The following is a 15,693-nucleotide window of genomic DNA, read 5'->3' on the forward strand; positions in this document are numbered from 1 at the left end:
CCGCTCGGCGAGCGGTCAGTCCTCCTCGTGCAGACGAACCGCGACCAGTGCGACGTCGTCGTCGGGCTTGTCGGGCAGCATGCGGCGCAGGAGCTCGTCGCAGAGCTCCTCGAGGGGAAGGCCGGCGGCGATGAGCTCGGTGAGGACTGCGGACAGCCGCTCGATCCCGCGGTCGATGAGCTCGCCCCGACGCTCGACCAGACCGTCCGTGTAGAAGAGCAGGGTGCTCCCGCGCCGCAGCGTCACGACGTTCTCGTCGCGTTCGACGCTCGGTTCCAGGCCGAGCAGCAGGTTCGGCGCGGACCCCCACAGGACCTCGGCCAGCGGTCCGCCACCGTCCGCGGTCGGGCAGACGACCACGGGAGGCGGGTGTCCGGCGTTCGCCCAGCGCAGCCGGGTGAGCCCCTCCTGACGCTCCTCCGGCGTCTGCTCGAGCCGGGCGACCACGACGGTGGCGGTGATCTCGATGAGCAGCTCCGACATCGCCGTGTCGACCTGGCGAAGCAGCTCGGCCGGCGACGAGTGCGTGGCCACCGCGACGCCACGCAGGATGTTGCGGAGCTGGCCCATGGCGGCGGCCGCGGCGGTGTCGTGACCGATGACGTCGCCGATGACCACCACCGTGGCATCGCCCTGGACGAAGGCGTCGTACCAGTCGCCGCCGACCTGGGCGACCTCCGCGGCGGGCTCGTAGCGCACCGCGACGTGGAGGTGGTCGGGCTCGGGCGGAGCGGTCATCATGCTGCGCTGCAGCTGCTCGGCCAGGTCGCGCTGCTCGGCGTAGAGCCGCGCGTTGTCGAGCGCGAGGCCGGCACGGTCGCCCACCTCCCGCGCGACGGCGACGTCCTCGGCGGAGAACGACGGCTGCGAGCGACCGCGGAACACGGAGAGCACGCCGAGGGTCCGTCCGCGCGCCCGCATCGGGATGCAGAGGACGGCGCCGGGGTCGAGCCGCAGAAGCAGGTCGCGCGCCTCGCCGTCCCGGAGGACCGACGCCACGGCGTCGGCGGCGTTCTGGGCCACCACGACGGGGGCCGAGTCGTGGAGCGCCCGCGCGAAGAAGGAGTCGTCGGTGAGCGCGCCCAGGCGCTTCTCGCTGTAGCGCCGCACCAGCGGGCTGGCCGCCGGGTCGGCGTGCCACCAGCCGACATCGCGGAGCCCGCGGCGCCAGTCGACCGGGGAGATCTCCCCGCGGTCGGTCAGGGTCACGATGCACCACTGCCCCAGCTCGGGGACGAGCAGCTGCGCGAGCCGGGCGACGGCCGCATCGGCGTCCCAGGTCTCGGCCAGAGCGGCGGCGACCTCCGCCGACAGCCGGGACCGGCGGCTGGCCCGGGCGAGGGTCTCCTGCGCTTGGTGATGGGCCGTGACGTCGAGGAAGTAGACCGACAGCCCGTCGGGCGTCGGCCAGCCACGCACCTCGTAGTAGGCGTCCAGCGGCGGGGGGTAGTAGGCCTCGAAGGTGACGGGTTCGTTGGTCTCCATCGCGTGCCGGTACTGCCGCTCGAACTCGCTGCCCACCGCGGCCGGGAAGAGCTGCCAGATGTCACCGCCGACGATGTCGGCGCCGATGCCGCCCAGCAGCCGCTTCGCCTCGCCGTTGGCGTAGGTGAAGTGCCACGAACGGTCGAGGCTGAAGAACGCCGACGGCATCGACTCCAGGACGCGGGCGACCCGTGTCTCCTCGGCACGGACGGCCGTCGTGTCGGAGGCCGCCCCCAGGAGCCGGACCGCACGACCATCGGGGCCGGCGACCGCTCGACCGCGGGCCGCGATCCAGCGCAGCTCTCCGTCGGGAAGGAGGACGCGGTACTCGGCGGCGTAGGCGCCGACGTTCTTGACCGCCTCGGTCAGCGCCTCCGTCACCCGGTCCCGGTCCTCCGGGTGGACCGACTCCTTGAACGCCTCGATGGTGCCACCGAACGTCGCGTGATCGAGTCCGAAGAGCTCCAGGAGCCGCTCGTCCCAGCGCAGCTCTCCCGTGACGAGGTCCCAGTCGAAGGCGCCGACCTCACCGGCGTCGACGGCGAGCTGCCACAGGGTGCGCTCGTCCTGCTCCACGGCCGCCAGCTCGAGCTCGATCGCGGCGGAGTGGGCCAGCGACGTCAGGAGCATCACGTCGTCGTCGGTCCAGTGTCGCGGCACCGGCTCGTAGACGCACAGCACGCCGAGGACGACCCCGGCGGTGTCGAGCGGGACTCCGAGGTAGGAACGGACGGCCTGCCGGGCGGCCGGGGGGAGGTGGTCCAGCCGATCGTCGGCGACCGCGTCCTCGATCCGCACCAGCTGCCCTGTGGCCGCGACCAGCGAGCACAGCGACTCGGCCGCCGCCTGCGGACCCTCCAGACCCGCGGAGCCGATGACCGTGGAGACGTCGCCGGCCGGCGACACCCGTGCCGAGGCCACGCCGATGACACGTGTCGCCAGTGCGGCGAGGCCGTCCAGCGCGGGGATCCGGGCGTGACGGCTCAGCCGCGTCGCGCCGCTCGCGGCGGGCCGCTCCGTCCGGCCGTTCGACGTGAACACGCCCGTGCTCCCGTCGTCGCGACCTCGTCCATGCTCCTCCGGCGTCATCGGATACCTCCTTCGACGCCAGCCACTTCTCCAGCCCCGCTGCTGAGGCCAGCTCCGACCGAAGGCGGAAGCCTGCAACGATCCTGTCACACCGATCGACGCGGCGCCCGAAGGTGGTTGCATCGCGCCGACCGCGACGGGCGCGCCCGGCGCGGCGGTCGGCGAATAGGCGGCCGGACGGGCCGCCTTTTACGATAGGAGCAGTAGAGGGTTTCACGCGTCTTGGAGGTGGGTTCGGCGCGTCGCTCAGACGCACCCGAAAGGCCACCCCCGTGTCACCCCTCGCCACCTATCGACGGCTCTTCGCGCTGACCGGGACGACGTACGTCCTGGTCGCATTCCTCGCCCGGCTGCCCCTGGCGATGAGCCAGCTCGGCACCCTGCTCCTCGTCTCCGAGTCGACCGGCAGCTATGGCCTGGGCGGGCTGTCCGCCGGCGCGCTGGCCGTCGCGAACGCCCTCGGTGCACCGATCGCCGGCTCGCTCGCCGACCGGCTCGGTCAGCGCCACGTCGTGCTCGTCCAGTCCCTGGCAGGCGCGGTCGCGATCACGGCGCTCGTCGCGCTCGTCCACGCCGGTGCCGCCAACGCAGCGGTCGTCGGGGTCGCCGCCCTGGCCGGTCTGGCGATGCCGCAGGTCGGCCCGCTCGCGCGGGTGCGCTGGCGCCCGATCACCGCACACACCGGGTCCCAGCAGCGCCGTCTCGTCGACATCGCCTTCTCCTACGAGGGTGCCGCCGACGAGGCCTCCTTCGCGATCGGGCCGGCCCTGATCGGGTTCGGCGTGGTGGTGATCTCGCCCGGCGGGGCCCTGCTGACGGCGGCCGGTCTGCTGGCCGTGTTCGGGACGGCGTTCGCGCTGCACCGCACCGCGCGAACCGAGCGCGATGGCGCCGCCTCCGCACACGTCGGGCGGCTGGTCACGCCGGTGCTCGTCGTGCTGGCGGTCGCGCAGCTGCTCATCGGCTCGCTCTTCGGCGCGACGCAGACCGGCACCACCGTGCTGGCCACCGACGCCGGCCAGCCCGGCATCGCGGGCTTCGTACACGCCACGCTCGGGGTCGGCAGTGCGCTGGCGGGCGTCGCCACCGCGTTCATCCCCGACCGGATCAGCCTGGAGCGCCGCATCCTCGTCGCCGCGACCGCGCTGCTGCTGCTGTCGACGCCGCTGCTGCTCGTCGACGGGCTGACGACGCTGGTCCCGGTGGTCGCCGTCCTCGGCTGCGCGGTCGCTCCGTTCATGATCGGCGTCTTCACGATCGCGGAGCGGGTCGTGGCCCCGGCCCGGGTGGCCACGGCGATGACCGTGCTGGCCAGCGCGACCGGCCTCGGCTACGCCGTCGGATCCTCGGTCGCCGGCCGGCTGGCCGACCACCACGGCTACACCGCGGCGTTCGCCGTGACAGTGACGGCGATGGCCCTGGCGCTCGGGCTGGTCGCGGCCTCGCAGCGACGGCTCCGCGCCGCGCTCGCGGCGTCCACCTCGATCGCTGACGCGGGGGTTGATCCGGTCGCCGAGGTGCCGACCGAGTCGGTCGTCGCCTGACCGTACGTCGCTCCCGATCGGTTGCGCGTCCTGCGCGGCTGACGACACCCTGGGCTCGTGCTCCGGCTCGCGCGGATCGCCGCGCTGTGCATCGGAACCCTTCTGCTGCTCGTCGGAGCCGTGGCCGGGGTCCTCAACCACGAGGTGCTCGACGCTGACCGCTTCGCCGGCCACGTCGACGCCGTCCGGACCGACCCCGACGTCGCCCGCCAGCTCGGTGGGCTGCTCACCGACCGCCTCCTCGACGAGCAGCCCGACCTGGTCGCGCTGCGCCCGCTGCTCGAGACCACGGCGACCGGCGTGGTCTCGAGCCGCAGCCTGAGCCCCCTCGTCCGCCGCAGCCTCTCCCCGTTGTACGACGCCCTCGTGCTCGGCGAGGACGACCCGGTCGTCCTCCGGCTGGCCGATGTCGGCGCGGTCGTCGTCGCCGCGGTGACGACGCTCGCTCCGCAGGTGGCGGTGTCGTTGCCAGCCGACCTGGACGTCCGGCTCTCCGACATCGGGGCCGGAAGCCTCGGGTCGAGCGCCATCGGTCCGATCCACCTGGTCCGCCTGCTGTCCTGGCTGGCGCCGCTCCTGGGTCTGGTGGTGCTGGTCGCGGCGGCGTTCCTGACGCCCGGATCGGACCGCCTGCGCAGGGCGGCGGTCGACGTCGGGCGCGGTGCGGCGGCCGCCGCCGGGCTGCTGGCTGCCCTGCTGGTCGTCGCCGGCGCGCTGGTACGGCGCAGCGATCCGGAGACGCTCGACGGTGCCGTCCACCGGGCGGTGTGGGACCAGCTGTCCGGGCCGTTCTGGATCGTGGCGGCCGTGGTCGCCGCCGCCGGGCTGGCGCTCGTGCTGGTCGCCGGTCCGCCCTCCGATCGGTCGCGCGCCCTGCTGCGCTCCGGCCTGATCGCCATGGTCGGCCTCGCGCTGGTCATCGACCCCGCACGGGTCGCGACCGCGCTGCTGTGGGTCGTGGGTGCGGGGCTGCTCGTCACCGGGGTGGTCACCGCGGTGGTGACGCTGACGCGCGCTCGGATGGTCCGAGCGTGGGCGTTCGCCGCGGCCGCGGTCCTGCTGGTCGCCGTGGTGATCGGCGCCTGGCCGGGAGACCACCACCTCGCAGCGTCACAGGCGGCGGACGACGGGGCCTGCAACGGGCACGTCGAGCTCTGCGACCGGCGCTACGACGCGGTCGCCTTCCCGGCGACGCACAACTCGATGGCGGCCGCCAGCGAGCCGGGCTGGTTCTTCGCCGAGCAGCCCGACGGCATCGTCGCCCAGCTCGACGCCGGCATCAGGACGCTGCTGATCGACAGCTGGTACGGGCGGGCGACCGACCGGCCGCGCATCGTCACGACCGTCGGAGAGGCGCGCGACCGTGCGATCGCCGAGGCCGACGGGTCGTTCGGCAGGGCCGCCGTCGACAGCGCGCTGCGGCTGCAGAACGCGATCGGTCTCGCCCCGCGCGGCCCGGAGGAGGCCTACCTCTGCCACGGGCTGTGCGAGGTCGGCTCGACGTCGTGGCGCGCGAGCCTGGACGGGCTGAGGTCCTGGCTCGACGCCCACCCCCGCGAGGTCGTCACGCTGATCGTCCAGGACGAGGTCAGCCCCGCGGACACGGCCGCCCTCGTCGAGCAGGCGGGGCTGCTGTCCGACGTCTACACGCCGACGGCCGGCGGGACATGGCCCACGCTGGGCGAGATGGTGGAGTCGGGCAAGCGCCTGGTCGTCATGATGGAGAACCACGGCGGCGGCACCGCCTTCCCGTGGCTGCTGCAGGGCTTCGACTGGGTCCAGGACACGCCCTACCTCTTCCGGACCCCCGCCGCCCTCATCGACGGCCCCGACACGTGTCGGCGCAACCGGGGTAGGCCGGACGCGCCGCTGCTCCTCGTCAACCACTGGGTCACCGACAAGACCGCCGAGGTGACTAACGCGGCGCGCGTCAACGCCCGCGCGGTCCTGGGCGCTCGCGTCGCCGAGTGTCGACGCGAGCGCGACATGCTGCCCAACTTCGTCGCGGTCGACTTCTACGACCGCGGCGACCTCTTCGGGGTCGTCGACCAGCTGAACGGCCTCGACTGAACGGGGGCGCTGGACGCCGAACGCGGAGCCGCCCGGCGTACGGTCCCGCCTCCTCCCTACGATGCCGTCATGCCCCCGACACCGCCCGCCAAAGAGGGGGGACGCGGCCCGAACATGGCCGACGTCGCCGCGGCGGCGGGCGTCTCGCACCAGACGGTCTCCCGCGTGCTCAACGGCTCACCGCTGGTCAAGGACGCGACCCGTGCTCGAGTGCTCGCGGCGATCGAGCAGCTCGGCTACCGGCGTAACTACGCCGCGCGGGTGCTCGCCACCAACAGGACGCACCGGGTCGGCATGATCGCCGCGCACCTGCAGCTGCACGGGCCCAGCATGATCGCGGTCTCCGTGCAGGCCGCCGGTCACGAGGCGGGGTACGACGTCTCCCTCGTCGGCGTCCAGGACTTCTCGGCCAGCACGCTGCGCGCGGCCGTCGATCGGCTGCTCGACGAGGCCGTCGAGGCGATCGTCGTCGCCGTCGCCCACCGGGAGGCCATGGACCAGGCGCTGTCGCTCGACCTGCCGGTGCCGATGATCGTCGTGCAGGGCGTGAGCTCAGGTCAGGCGATGGCGGTGGGCATCGACCAGTACGAGGGCGCGCGGCTCGCGGTCGACCACCTGCTCGACCTGGGACACCGGCACGTCGCCCACGTGACGGGGCCGCCGGAGTGGGTCGAGGCGGGCCAGCGGCGGGCCGGCTGGCACGAGGCGCACGAGCGGCGCCGCCTCCTCCCGGGGCCGGAGCTCGCCGGCGACTGGTCGGCCCGCAGCGGCTACGAGGCAGGCCTGCGGATCGCCGAGGACCCCGACGTGACGGCCGTCTTCGCCGCCAACGACAGCATGGCGCTGGGTGTGCTGCACGCCCTCCACGAGCACGGCCGGGACGTGCCCGGCGACGTCAGCGTCGTGGGCTTCGACAACGGTCCGGCGTCGGCTTTCTACTGGCCCGCGCTGACGACCGTCAACCAGGAGTTCTCCCTCCTCGGCCGCCGGGCGCTGGACCTCGCGCTGCAGGCCATCGAGGGCGCACCGAGCCCGACCAGCGACCTGATCCGGCCCACCCTGGTCGTCCGCGCGTCCACCGCGCCGCCCCGCGCCTAGCTGCCCGCGGGGCCGTTGGATCGTTCAACGGCGTACGTCGCAAGGTGAACGCTCACATTTCTCTGGATCCGACTGAGAAATGGGTCTTGACGCCACGCAATGTTAGCGCTCACACTCACTGCCAGTGACGCTGGTCACAGGGCGGACAGCCCGATGATCTGGAGGAAGAACAGTGGTGAAGAAGACCCTGATCGCGACAACCGCGATCTCCGTGGGCGCACTCATGCTGAGCGCCTGCGGCTCGTCCGACGGTGGCTCGGCCAGCGGCAAGGACGACGGCAAGATCACGATGGGCTTCGCCCAGGTCGGTGCTGAGTCCGGGTGGCGCACCGCCAACACGAAGTCGATCCAGGACAGCGCCAAGGAGGCCGGGATCACGCTCAAGTTCTCCGACGCCCAGCAGAAGCAGGAGAACCAGATCAAGGCGATCCGGTCCTACATCCAGCAGAAGGTCGACGTCATCGCGTTCAGCCCCGTCGTCGAGACCGGGTGGGACACCGTCCTGCTCGAGGCCAAGCGCGCCCACATCCCGGTCATCCTCACCGACCGCGCGGTCGACTCGAAGGACACCTCGCTCTACAAGACGTTCCTCGGGTCGGACTTCGTGGTCGAGGGCAAGAAGGCCGGTCAGTGGGTCGTCGACAACGCCAAGGACGCCGACACCAACGGCGACGGCAAGATCGACGTCGTCCAGCTCGAGGGCACCACGGGTGCTGCGCCGGCCATCGACCGAGGCGAGGGCTTCGCTGACGCCACCAAGGCCAACCCGGCCATCAAGGTCGTGGCCTCCCAGACCGGCGACTTCACCCGGGACGGCGGCAAGAAGGTCATGGAGACCTTCCTCAAGACCCAGAAGCACATCGACGTCCTCTTCGCCCAGAACGACGACATGGGCCTGGGTGCGCTCGAGGCGATCGAGGCCGCCGGTCTCAAGCCCGGTCAGGACATCAAGATCATCACGGTCGACGCCGTGCACGACGGCATGCAGGCCCTGGCCGACGGCAAGTTCAACTTCATCGTCGAGTGCAGCCCGCTGCTCGGGCCCCAGCTGATGGACCTGGCCAAGAAGGTCGTCGCCGGCCAGGAGGTCGAGCCGCGGATCCTCACCGAGGAGACGACGTTCGACCAGGCGCAGGCGAAGGAAGCGCTGCCGACCCGGAAGTACTGAGCGGCCACTCCGCACCTCAGGTGTGGTCGGGGGCTCCGGTGATCGGTCGCGCGACCGAGCCACGGATTCGCCTCCACGTCACTCGGGTCACTCCGACGACCGAGCACCGAGCAGCTGTTGGGCCCGTCCGCCCTCTCACGGACGGGCCCGACGGCACCCCCGACCGCACCACCGACCGATGAGCCCAGCGAGCAGGACCAGGAGAGGACGATGACGCAGATGGACGTCCAGGCACCCGACGAAGGTGCCCCCCGCGAACAACCGGACGCGGTGATCACGATGGAGGACATCTCCATCGCGTTCGGCGGCGTCCAGGCGCTCGACGGCGTCAGCCTGCGACTGTTCCCCGGCGAGGTCCACGCGCTCATGGGCGAGAACGGCGCCGGCAAGTCGACGCTCATCAAGGCGCTGACCGGCGTCTACTCCATCGACTCCGGCCGGATCGTCGTCGGCGGCGAGGAGCACCTGTTCTCCACGCCGGCGGAGTCGCTGGCCGCGGGCATCAGCACGGTCTACCAGGAGGTCAACCTGGTGCCGAACCTCACCGTCGCGGAGAACATGTTCCTCGGCCGGGAGCCGCGCCGCCTCGGAGGCATCGACAGCCGAGCGATGAACCGCCAGGCCCGCGCCACCCTCCAGCGACTCGGGATCGACGTCGACCCGGCGTCGGTGCTGGGCGAGCACCCGATCGCCGTACAGCAGCTCGTCGCCATCGCCCGGGCGGTCGACGTCGAGTGCCGCGTCCTCATCCTGGACGAGCCGACCTCCAGTCTCGACGCCGGCGAGGCCGAGAAGCTCTTCGACGTCATGCGTCGGCTGCGCGAGCAAGGCGTGGCGATCCTGTTCGTCTCCCACTTCCTCGAGCAGGTCTACGAGGTCGCCGACCGGATGACGATCCTGCGCAACGGCCGGCTCGTCGAGGAGCGGCTCGTCAAGGACACCCCCAGGCTCCAGCTGGTCAAGCTCATGATCGGCCGCGAGCTCGAGACCCTCGAGCGTCTCGAGAAGGAGACCGCGACCAGCACCGACCGGGCCGAGCGTCCGGTCCTCACCGCGGTGGGGATCAGCCGCCGCGGGTCGCTCGAGGCCACCGACCTCGAGCTCTACGAGGGCGAGGTCATCGGTATCGCCGGTCTCCTGGGCTCCGGGCGGACCGAGCTCGCCCGGCTGCTCTTCGGCGCCGACACCGCCGACCACGGCGAGCTGCGCGTGCGCTCGACCAAGCGCCGCTTCCGCAGCCCGCGGCACGCGATCGACCGCAAGATCGCGTTCACCAGCGAGAACCGTCGCGCCGAGGGCGTCGTCGAGGACCTCACCGTCGCCGACAACATGCTGCTCGCGCTCCAGGCCTCCCGCGGCTGGCTGCGCCCGATCCCGCAAGGCACGCGAGCCCGACTGGTCAAGGAGTACATGGAGGCGCTCGACATCCGCCCCGCCGACCCCAACGCCCTGATGCGCAACCTCTCGGGAGGCAACCAGCAGAAGGTCCTGCTGGCCCGCTGGCTGATGACCCAGCCGGAGGTGCTGATCCTCGACGAGCCGACGCGCGGAATCGACATCGGCGCCAAGGCGCAGATCCAGCAGCTCGTCTCGGACCTGTCCGACCGCGGCCTCTCCGTCATCTTCATCTCCGCCGAGCTGGAGGAGGTGCTCCGGCTGGCCGACCGGCTCGTCGTCATGCGCGACCGCCGCAAGATCGACGAGCGCCACAACGCCGGCGTCACCGTCAGCGACGTCATGGAGATCATCGCGGGCGAGGCCACCGCCGAGGCCGCCGTCGCCGAGCAGGAGGAGTCCCGTGCGTAAGGTCCTCAGCCACCCGCTGGCCTGGCCGGCGATCGCGCTCCTGGTGCTGCTGGTCGTCAACGTCATCGCTCAGCCGGAGTTCTTCCACCTGCGCATGCAGGACGGGCACCTCTACGGCAGCCTCATCGACATCCTGCGCAACGGCGCCCCGGTCCTGCTCGTCGCGCTCGGTATGACGCTGGTCATCGCCACCCGCGGTATCGACCTGTCCGTCGGCGCGATCGCGGCGATCGCCGGCGCGGTCGCCTGCGTCCGGATCGCGGGCAGCGCCGACGAGTCGGCGACGTCGACCGCGATCGCTGCCTGCGCCCTCGCCCTCGCCGTCTGCGTCGTGCTCGGGCTGTGGAACGGGTTCCTCGTCGCCGTCCTCGGCATCCAGCCGATCATCGCGACGCTGGTCCTGATGACAGCCGGGCGCGGGCTCGCGATGCTCATCACCGACGGGCAGATCACGACCGTCCACAACTCGTTCTTCGACAAGATCAGCGCCGGCTACGTGCTCACCATCCCGCTCGCGATCATCGTGGCGCTCGCGGTCCTCGGCCTCACGGCGGTCCTCACCCGGCGTACGGCGCTCGGCATGCTCGTCGAGGCGGTCGGCATCAACCCCGAGGCCAGTCGGCTCGCCGGCGTGCGGAGCCGGACGATCATCTGGACCGTCTACGTGTTCAGCGCGTTCTGCGCCGGCGTCGCCGGCCTGATGATCGCCTCGAACACCAACGCGGCCGACGCCAACAACGCCGGCCTCTGGATCGAGCTCGACGCGATCCTCGCCGTCGTGATCGGCGGCACCTCGCTCGCCGGTGGCCGCTTCTCCCTGACCGGCACGCTCCTCGGCGCGATGTTCATCGCGACGCTCGCGGTGACGATCCCCAACATCGGGATCCCGTCGGAGACCAACTACCTCTTCAAGGCCGTCGTCGTCATCCTCGTCTGCCTCCTGCAGTCGCCCAAGGCACGAGCCGCGCTCCGCATCCGACGTCGCGTCACCCCGACCCCCGTCAGCGCTCCTGAGAAGGCCGCAGCATGACCACCACCACCGCCACCCCCACCGGCTCGACCTGGGGGCGGATCCGCAGCTACGCGCCGACCTCCCGCTACCTGCCGGTGCTGACCACCCTGGCGCTGCTCATCGGGATGTTCGGCGTCGGCGGGATCCGCTACGACGGCTTCGCCGACCCCCAGGTCGTGCTCAACCTCTTCGTCGACAACGCGTTCCTCATCATGCTGGCCGTCGGCATGACGTTCGTGATCCTCACCGGCGGCATCGACCTGTCCGTCGGGTCGGTCGTCGCGCTCTCGACCGTCATCGCCGCGTGGACGCTCGAGCACGGCTGGCCGCCGGTCGCCGCCGCCCTGGCCGTGCTGGTCGTCGGCACCCTGCTCGGCACGGTGACCGGGCTGGTCATCCACTACTTCGACATCCAGCCGTTCATCGCGACGCTCGCCGGCATGTTCCTCGCCCGCGGGCTGTGCTTCCTCATCAGCGTCGAGTCGATCCCGATCCACGACAAGACGTTCTTCGACATCGCGGCCAACCAGATCACCCTGCCGGGTGGCTACACGATCACCCCGACGGTCATCGTCGCCGTGGTCGCGGTCGCGATCGCGGCCTGGGTGCTGGCCCGGACCCGCTTCGGACGCACCGTCTACGCCATCGGCGGCAACGAGGCCTCCGCGATGCTCATGGGCCTGCCGGTGGCACGGACGAAGGTCGCCGTCTACGCGATCAGCGGGTTCTGCGCCTCCGTCGGCGGGCTGCTCTTCTCGCTCTACATGCTCTCCGGCTACAGCCTGCACGCCGTCGGCATGGAGCTGGACGCGATCGCCGCCGTCGTCATCGGCGGGACGCTGCTCACCGGCGGTCGCGGGTACGTCGTCGGGTCGATGCTCGGCGTCCTCGTGCTCGGGACGATCCAGACCTTCATCTCCTTCGACGGAACCCTCAGCTCCTGGTGGACCAAGATCGCGATCGGGTCCCTCCTGCTCGTCTTCGTCGTCATCCAGCGCGTGATGACCCGGCGGCAACCATGACCCAAGGAGCCGCCGCGGCGCGCAACGAGCGGACACCGGTCATGGCCGACGTCGCCCGCCTCGCCGGCGTGTCGCACCAGACCGTCTCCCGCGTGGTCAACGGCCAGGACAACCTGCGTCCCGAGACCCGCGAGCGGGTGCTCGACGCGATCAAGAAGCTCGGCTACCGGCCCAACACGGCCGCCCGGGCACTCGCCAGCCGTCGCTCCGGAACCATCGGCGTCATCGGGTCGAAGACCGGCTTCTGGGGACCCAGCAGCATCCACCGCACCGTGCAGGCGGCCGGCCGCGAGGCCGGCTACTTCGTCAGCGCCGTCAACCTGCAGAGCCTGACCCGCGCGGAGTTCGTCGACGCGATCGAGCACCTGCGCTCGCAGCACGTCGAGGGCATCGTCCTCATCGCGGCGACCGACGAGGCCATCGAGGTGGCCCGCGCCCAGGAGGACGTCCCGGTCGTCGTCGTCGAGGGCGACCCGGGCAAGACCCGGTGGACCGTGGGCGTCGACCAGACCGCCGGCGCGGAGCTGGCGACCCGTCACCTCATCGAGCTCGGCCACTCCGAGATCGTCCACGTCGGCGGCCCGCAGGCGTGGGCCGAGGCCCGCGCCCGGCTGCAGGGTTGGCAGAACGCCATGTACGCCGCCGGGCTGCGGCCCTCCCGCCAGGTCGAGGGTGACTGGTCGGCCCGCAGCGGCTACGAGCTCGGGCTCGAGATCGCCGAGCGGCGGGAGGTGACGGCGGTGTTCTGCGCCAACGACCAGATGGCCCTCGGTCTGCTCCGGGCGATGGGGGAGACCGGTCGCTCGGTCCCCGGCGACGTGAGCGTGGTCGGGTTCGACGACATCCCCGAGGCGGCGTACCTGCTGCCGCCGTTGACCACCGTGCAGCAGGACTTCGCCGCCGTGGGCCACCGCGCGATCGGCACGCTGCGCGCCGCCCTCGAGGGCGAGGCGGCGCCCGAGCCGCTGATCAGCCCGGCGCTGGTCGTCCGCGCGAGCAGCGCCTCCCCCGGAACCGCACGACAGAGGAGCCGCGCATGAGCGCCGAGGAGCAGTACACCGTCGGAGTCGACTTCGGGACGCTGTCCGGGCGCGCCGTCGTCGTCCGCGTCTCGGACGGCGCCGAGCTGGGCGCGGCGGTGCACCCCTTCGCCCACGGTGTCGTCGACGACCGGCTGCCGGCGACGGGCGCCCGGCTGGCGCCGGAGTGGGCGCTGCAGGTGCCCGAGGACTACCGGGAGGTGCTCCGCACGGCCGTGCCGGCCGCGGTCGCGGCGGCCGGCATCGACCCCGCGCGCGTGATCGGCATCGCCACCGACTTCACCGCCTGCACGATGGTCCCGACGCTCGCCGACGGGACGCCGCTCTGTGAGCTCGAGGAGTACGCCGACCGGCCGCACGCCTACGTGAAGCTCTGGAAGCACCACGCGGCCCAACGCCAGGCCGACCGGATCAACCGGCTCGCCCGGGAGCGGGCCGAGACCTGGCTCCCCCGCTACGGAGGGCTGATCTCCTCGGAGTGGGAGTTCGCCAAGGGGCTGCAGCTCTTCGAGGAGGACCGCCAGCTCTACGACCGCATGGACCACTGGGTCGAGGCCGCCGACTGGATCGTGTGGCAGCTGTGCGGCCGCTACGTCCGCAACGCCTGCACGGCCGGCTACAAGGGCATCCTCCAGGACGGCCGCTACCCGTCGCGCGAGTTCCTCGAGAAGCTGGCTCCCGGCTTCGGTCGGTTCGTGACCGACAAGCTCGGGCACGAGATCGGCCAGCTCGGGCAGGCCGCGGGTCGGCTCACCGCCGAGGCGGCCGCCTGGACCGGACTGCCCGAGGGCATCGCGGTCGCGGTGGGCAACGTCGACGCGCACGTGACCGCACCCGCCGCCCAAGCCGTCGAGGCGGGCCAGATGGTCGCGATCATGGGCACCTCCACCTGCCACGTCATGAACGGCGACGTGCTGCGCGAGGTGCCGGGCATGTGCGGCGTCGTCGACGGCGGCATCGTCGCCGGTAAGTGGGGCTACGAGGCGGGGCAGAGCGGCGTCGGCGACATCTTCGGGTGGTTCGTCGACACCTCGCTCCCGCCGGCCTACCACCAGGCGGCGGCCGCCGCCGGCGAGTCGCTGCACGAGCACCTCACCCGGCTGGCCGGGCAGCAGCCGGTGGGCGAGCACGGGCTGGTCGCCCTCGACTGGCACAGCGGCAACCGCTCGGTCCTCGTCGACCACGAGCTGTCCGGACTCGTCGTCGGGCAGACGCTGGCCACCCGCCCCGAGGACACCTACCGCGCGCTGCTCGAGGCCACTGCGTTCGGCACGCGGGTCATCGTCGAGACGTTCGCCGACAGCGGCGTCCCGGTGCGGGAGCTCGTCATCGCCGGGGGCCTGGCGAAGAACGCGCTGCTCATGCAGATCTACGCCGACGTCACGCGGCTGCCGTTGTCGATCATCGACTCCGAGCAGGGGCCCGCGCTCGGGTCGGCCATCCACGCCGCCGTGGCAGCGGGCGCCTACCCGGACGTGCCGACCGCCGCGAAGAGCATGGGCAAGGTCCGCCGGCACGTCTTCCTCCCCGACGAGCAGCGCGCGCAGACCTACGACGCGCTGTTCGACGTCTACCTCGAGCTGCACGACCACCTCGGTCGGCGTACGCGGGTGATGCGCCGGCTCAAGGCGATCCGGCGCGAGGCGCTGGCCGACCGTTCCGAGGGGGCGCGATGACCGTCGTGGCCGACGTCCGGGAGACGGTCGAGGCGCTCCGGCGCGAGGTGTGCGCGCTGCACGCCCACCTGCCGGCGTACGGCCTGGTGGTGTGGACGGCGGGCAACGTCTCGGCGCGCGTGCCCGGGCATGACCTGCTGGTGATCAAGCCGAGCGGCGTGGCCTACGACGAGCTGACGCCTGCGAACATGGTCGTCTGCGACCTCGATGGGCGCGTGGTCGAGGGCGAGCACGCGCCGTCGTCGGACACCGAGGCGCAGGCCTACGTCTACCGCCACCTGCCGCGCGTGGGCGGCGTCGTGCACACCCACTCGCCGTACGCCGTGGCGTGGGCGGCCCGCGCCGAGCCGATCCCGTGCGTGACGACGATGTGCGCCGACGAGTTCGGCGGGGACATCCCGCTGGGTCCGTTCGCGATCATCGGCGACGACTCGATCGGCCGCGGCATCGTGGAGACGCTGAGCGGGTCGCGGTCCTCGGCCGTGCTGATGCAGAACCACGGCGTGTTCACCATCGGCCCGACCGCCAAGGCGGCGGTCAAGGCGGCGGTGTTGTGCGAAGAGGTCGCCCGCACGGTTCACCTCGCCCGCCAGCTCGGCGAGCCGGTGCGGATCGCGAAGCGCGACGTCGACTCCCTCTTCGACCGCTACCAGAACGTCTACGGCCAGCGCTGACCGCGCCCC

11 protein-coding genes are annotated in these 15,693 nt (G+C 72.1%); 10 read left to right on the forward strand and 1 reads right to left on the reverse strand.

Annotation, left to right across the window (positions count from 1 at the left end; genetic code table 11):
• Window positions 1-15: 15 nt before the first annotated feature.
• Window positions 16-2,574, reverse strand: coding sequence for a SpoIIE family protein phosphatase (locus QDS12_RS01750; RefSeq protein WP_279876482.1), 2,559 nt, complete (start codon window positions 2,572-2,574; stop codon window positions 16-18).
• Between the two features lie 272 nt (window positions 2,575-2,846).
• Here QDS12_RS01750 and QDS12_RS01755 point away from each other — a divergent pair, with 272 nt between their 5' ends.
• The 10 genes from QDS12_RS01755 to QDS12_RS01800 all read left to right on the forward strand — a co-directional run bounded on the left by QDS12_RS01755 (window position 2,847) and on the right by QDS12_RS01800 (window position 15,684).
• Window positions 2,847-4,118: an MFS transporter gene (locus QDS12_RS01755; RefSeq protein ID WP_279876483.1), complete on the forward strand. Its 1,272-nt coding sequence runs from the start codon at window positions 2,847-2,849 to the stop codon at window positions 4,116-4,118.
• A 57-nt stretch (window positions 4,119-4,175) separates the two neighbouring features.
• Window positions 4,176-6,188 (forward strand): hypothetical protein, encoded by a 2,013-nt coding sequence (locus QDS12_RS01760; RefSeq protein WP_279876484.1) that lies wholly within the window; start codon window positions 4,176-4,178, stop codon window positions 6,186-6,188.
• Window positions 6,189-6,257: 69 nt separating this feature from the next.
• Window positions 6,258-7,286, forward strand: coding sequence for a LacI family DNA-binding transcriptional regulator (locus tag QDS12_RS01765; RefSeq protein ID WP_279876485.1), 1,029 nt, complete (start codon window positions 6,258-6,260; stop codon window positions 7,284-7,286).
• Window positions 7,287-7,461: 175 nt separating this feature from the next.
• Entirely contained in the window at window positions 7,462-8,454 is a 993-nt protein-coding gene (locus QDS12_RS01770) for an ABC transporter substrate-binding protein (RefSeq protein ID WP_279876486.1), read from the forward strand.
• Window positions 8,455-8,664: 210 nt separating this feature from the next.
• Window positions 8,665-10,260, forward strand: a complete 1,596-nt coding sequence (locus QDS12_RS01775; protein ID WP_279876487.1) for a sugar ABC transporter ATP-binding protein — start codon at window positions 8,665-8,667, stop codon at window positions 10,258-10,260.
• Window positions 10,253-11,290: an ABC transporter permease gene (locus tag QDS12_RS01780; protein ID WP_279876488.1), complete on the forward strand. Its 1,038-nt coding sequence runs from the start codon at window positions 10,253-10,255 to the stop codon at window positions 11,288-11,290. The genes QDS12_RS01775 and QDS12_RS01780 overlap by 8 nt, the downstream gene beginning before the upstream one ends.
• A complete protein-coding gene (yjfF, locus tag QDS12_RS01785; protein ID WP_279876489.1) occupies window positions 11,287-12,294 on the forward strand; it encodes a galactofuranose ABC transporter, permease protein YjfF in 1,008 nt (335 codons plus the stop codon). Before QDS12_RS01780 ends, yjfF begins: the two co-directional genes overlap by 4 nt.
• Window positions 12,291-13,334 (forward strand): LacI family DNA-binding transcriptional regulator, encoded by a 1,044-nt coding sequence (locus QDS12_RS01790; protein WP_279876490.1) that lies wholly within the window; start codon window positions 12,291-12,293, stop codon window positions 13,332-13,334. Before yjfF ends, QDS12_RS01790 begins: the two co-directional genes overlap by 4 nt.
• Window positions 13,331-15,010, forward strand: coding sequence for a ribulokinase (gene araB, locus QDS12_RS01795; RefSeq protein ID WP_279876491.1), 1,680 nt, complete (start codon window positions 13,331-13,333; stop codon window positions 15,008-15,010). Before QDS12_RS01790 ends, araB begins: the two co-directional genes overlap by 4 nt.
• On the forward strand, window positions 15,007-15,684 hold the full coding sequence (locus tag QDS12_RS01800) for an L-ribulose-5-phosphate 4-epimerase (RefSeq protein ID WP_279876492.1): 678 nt from the start codon (window positions 15,007-15,009) through the stop codon (window positions 15,682-15,684). The genes araB and QDS12_RS01800 overlap by 4 nt, the downstream gene beginning before the upstream one ends.
• Window positions 15,685-15,693: the final 9 nt, after the last annotated feature.

It is taken from the genome of Nocardioides sp. CER19 (assembly GCF_029846275.1).
GTDB lineage: Bacteria > Actinomycetota > Actinomycetes > Propionibacteriales > Nocardioidaceae > Nocardioides.

What these genes read in the sequence shown, in the direction of transcription:
- QDS12_RS01750 (WP_279876482.1), bottom strand. Translation starts at nt 2,574, where the DNA reads ATGACGCCGGAGGAGCATGGACGAGGTCGCGACGACGGGAGCACGGGC.
- QDS12_RS01765 (WP_279876485.1), top strand. Translation starts at nt 6,258, where the DNA reads ATGCCCCCGACACCGCCCGCCAAAGAGGGGGGACGCGGCCCGAACATG.
- QDS12_RS01775 (WP_279876487.1), top strand. Translation starts at nt 8,665, where the DNA reads ATGACGCAGATGGACGTCCAGGCACCCGACGAAGGTGCCCCCCGCGAA.
- yjfF (WP_279876489.1), top strand. Translation starts at nt 11,287, where the DNA reads ATGACCACCACCACCGCCACCCCCACCGGCTCGACCTGGGGGCGGATC.
- QDS12_RS01790 (WP_279876490.1), top strand. Translation starts at nt 12,291, where the DNA reads ATGACCCAAGGAGCCGCCGCGGCGCGCAACGAGCGGACACCGGTCATG.
- araB (WP_279876491.1), top strand. Translation starts at nt 13,331, where the DNA reads ATGAGCGCCGAGGAGCAGTACACCGTCGGAGTCGACTTCGGGACGCTG.
- QDS12_RS01800 (WP_279876492.1), top strand. Translation starts at nt 15,007, where the DNA reads ATGACCGTCGTGGCCGACGTCCGGGAGACGGTCGAGGCGCTCCGGCGC.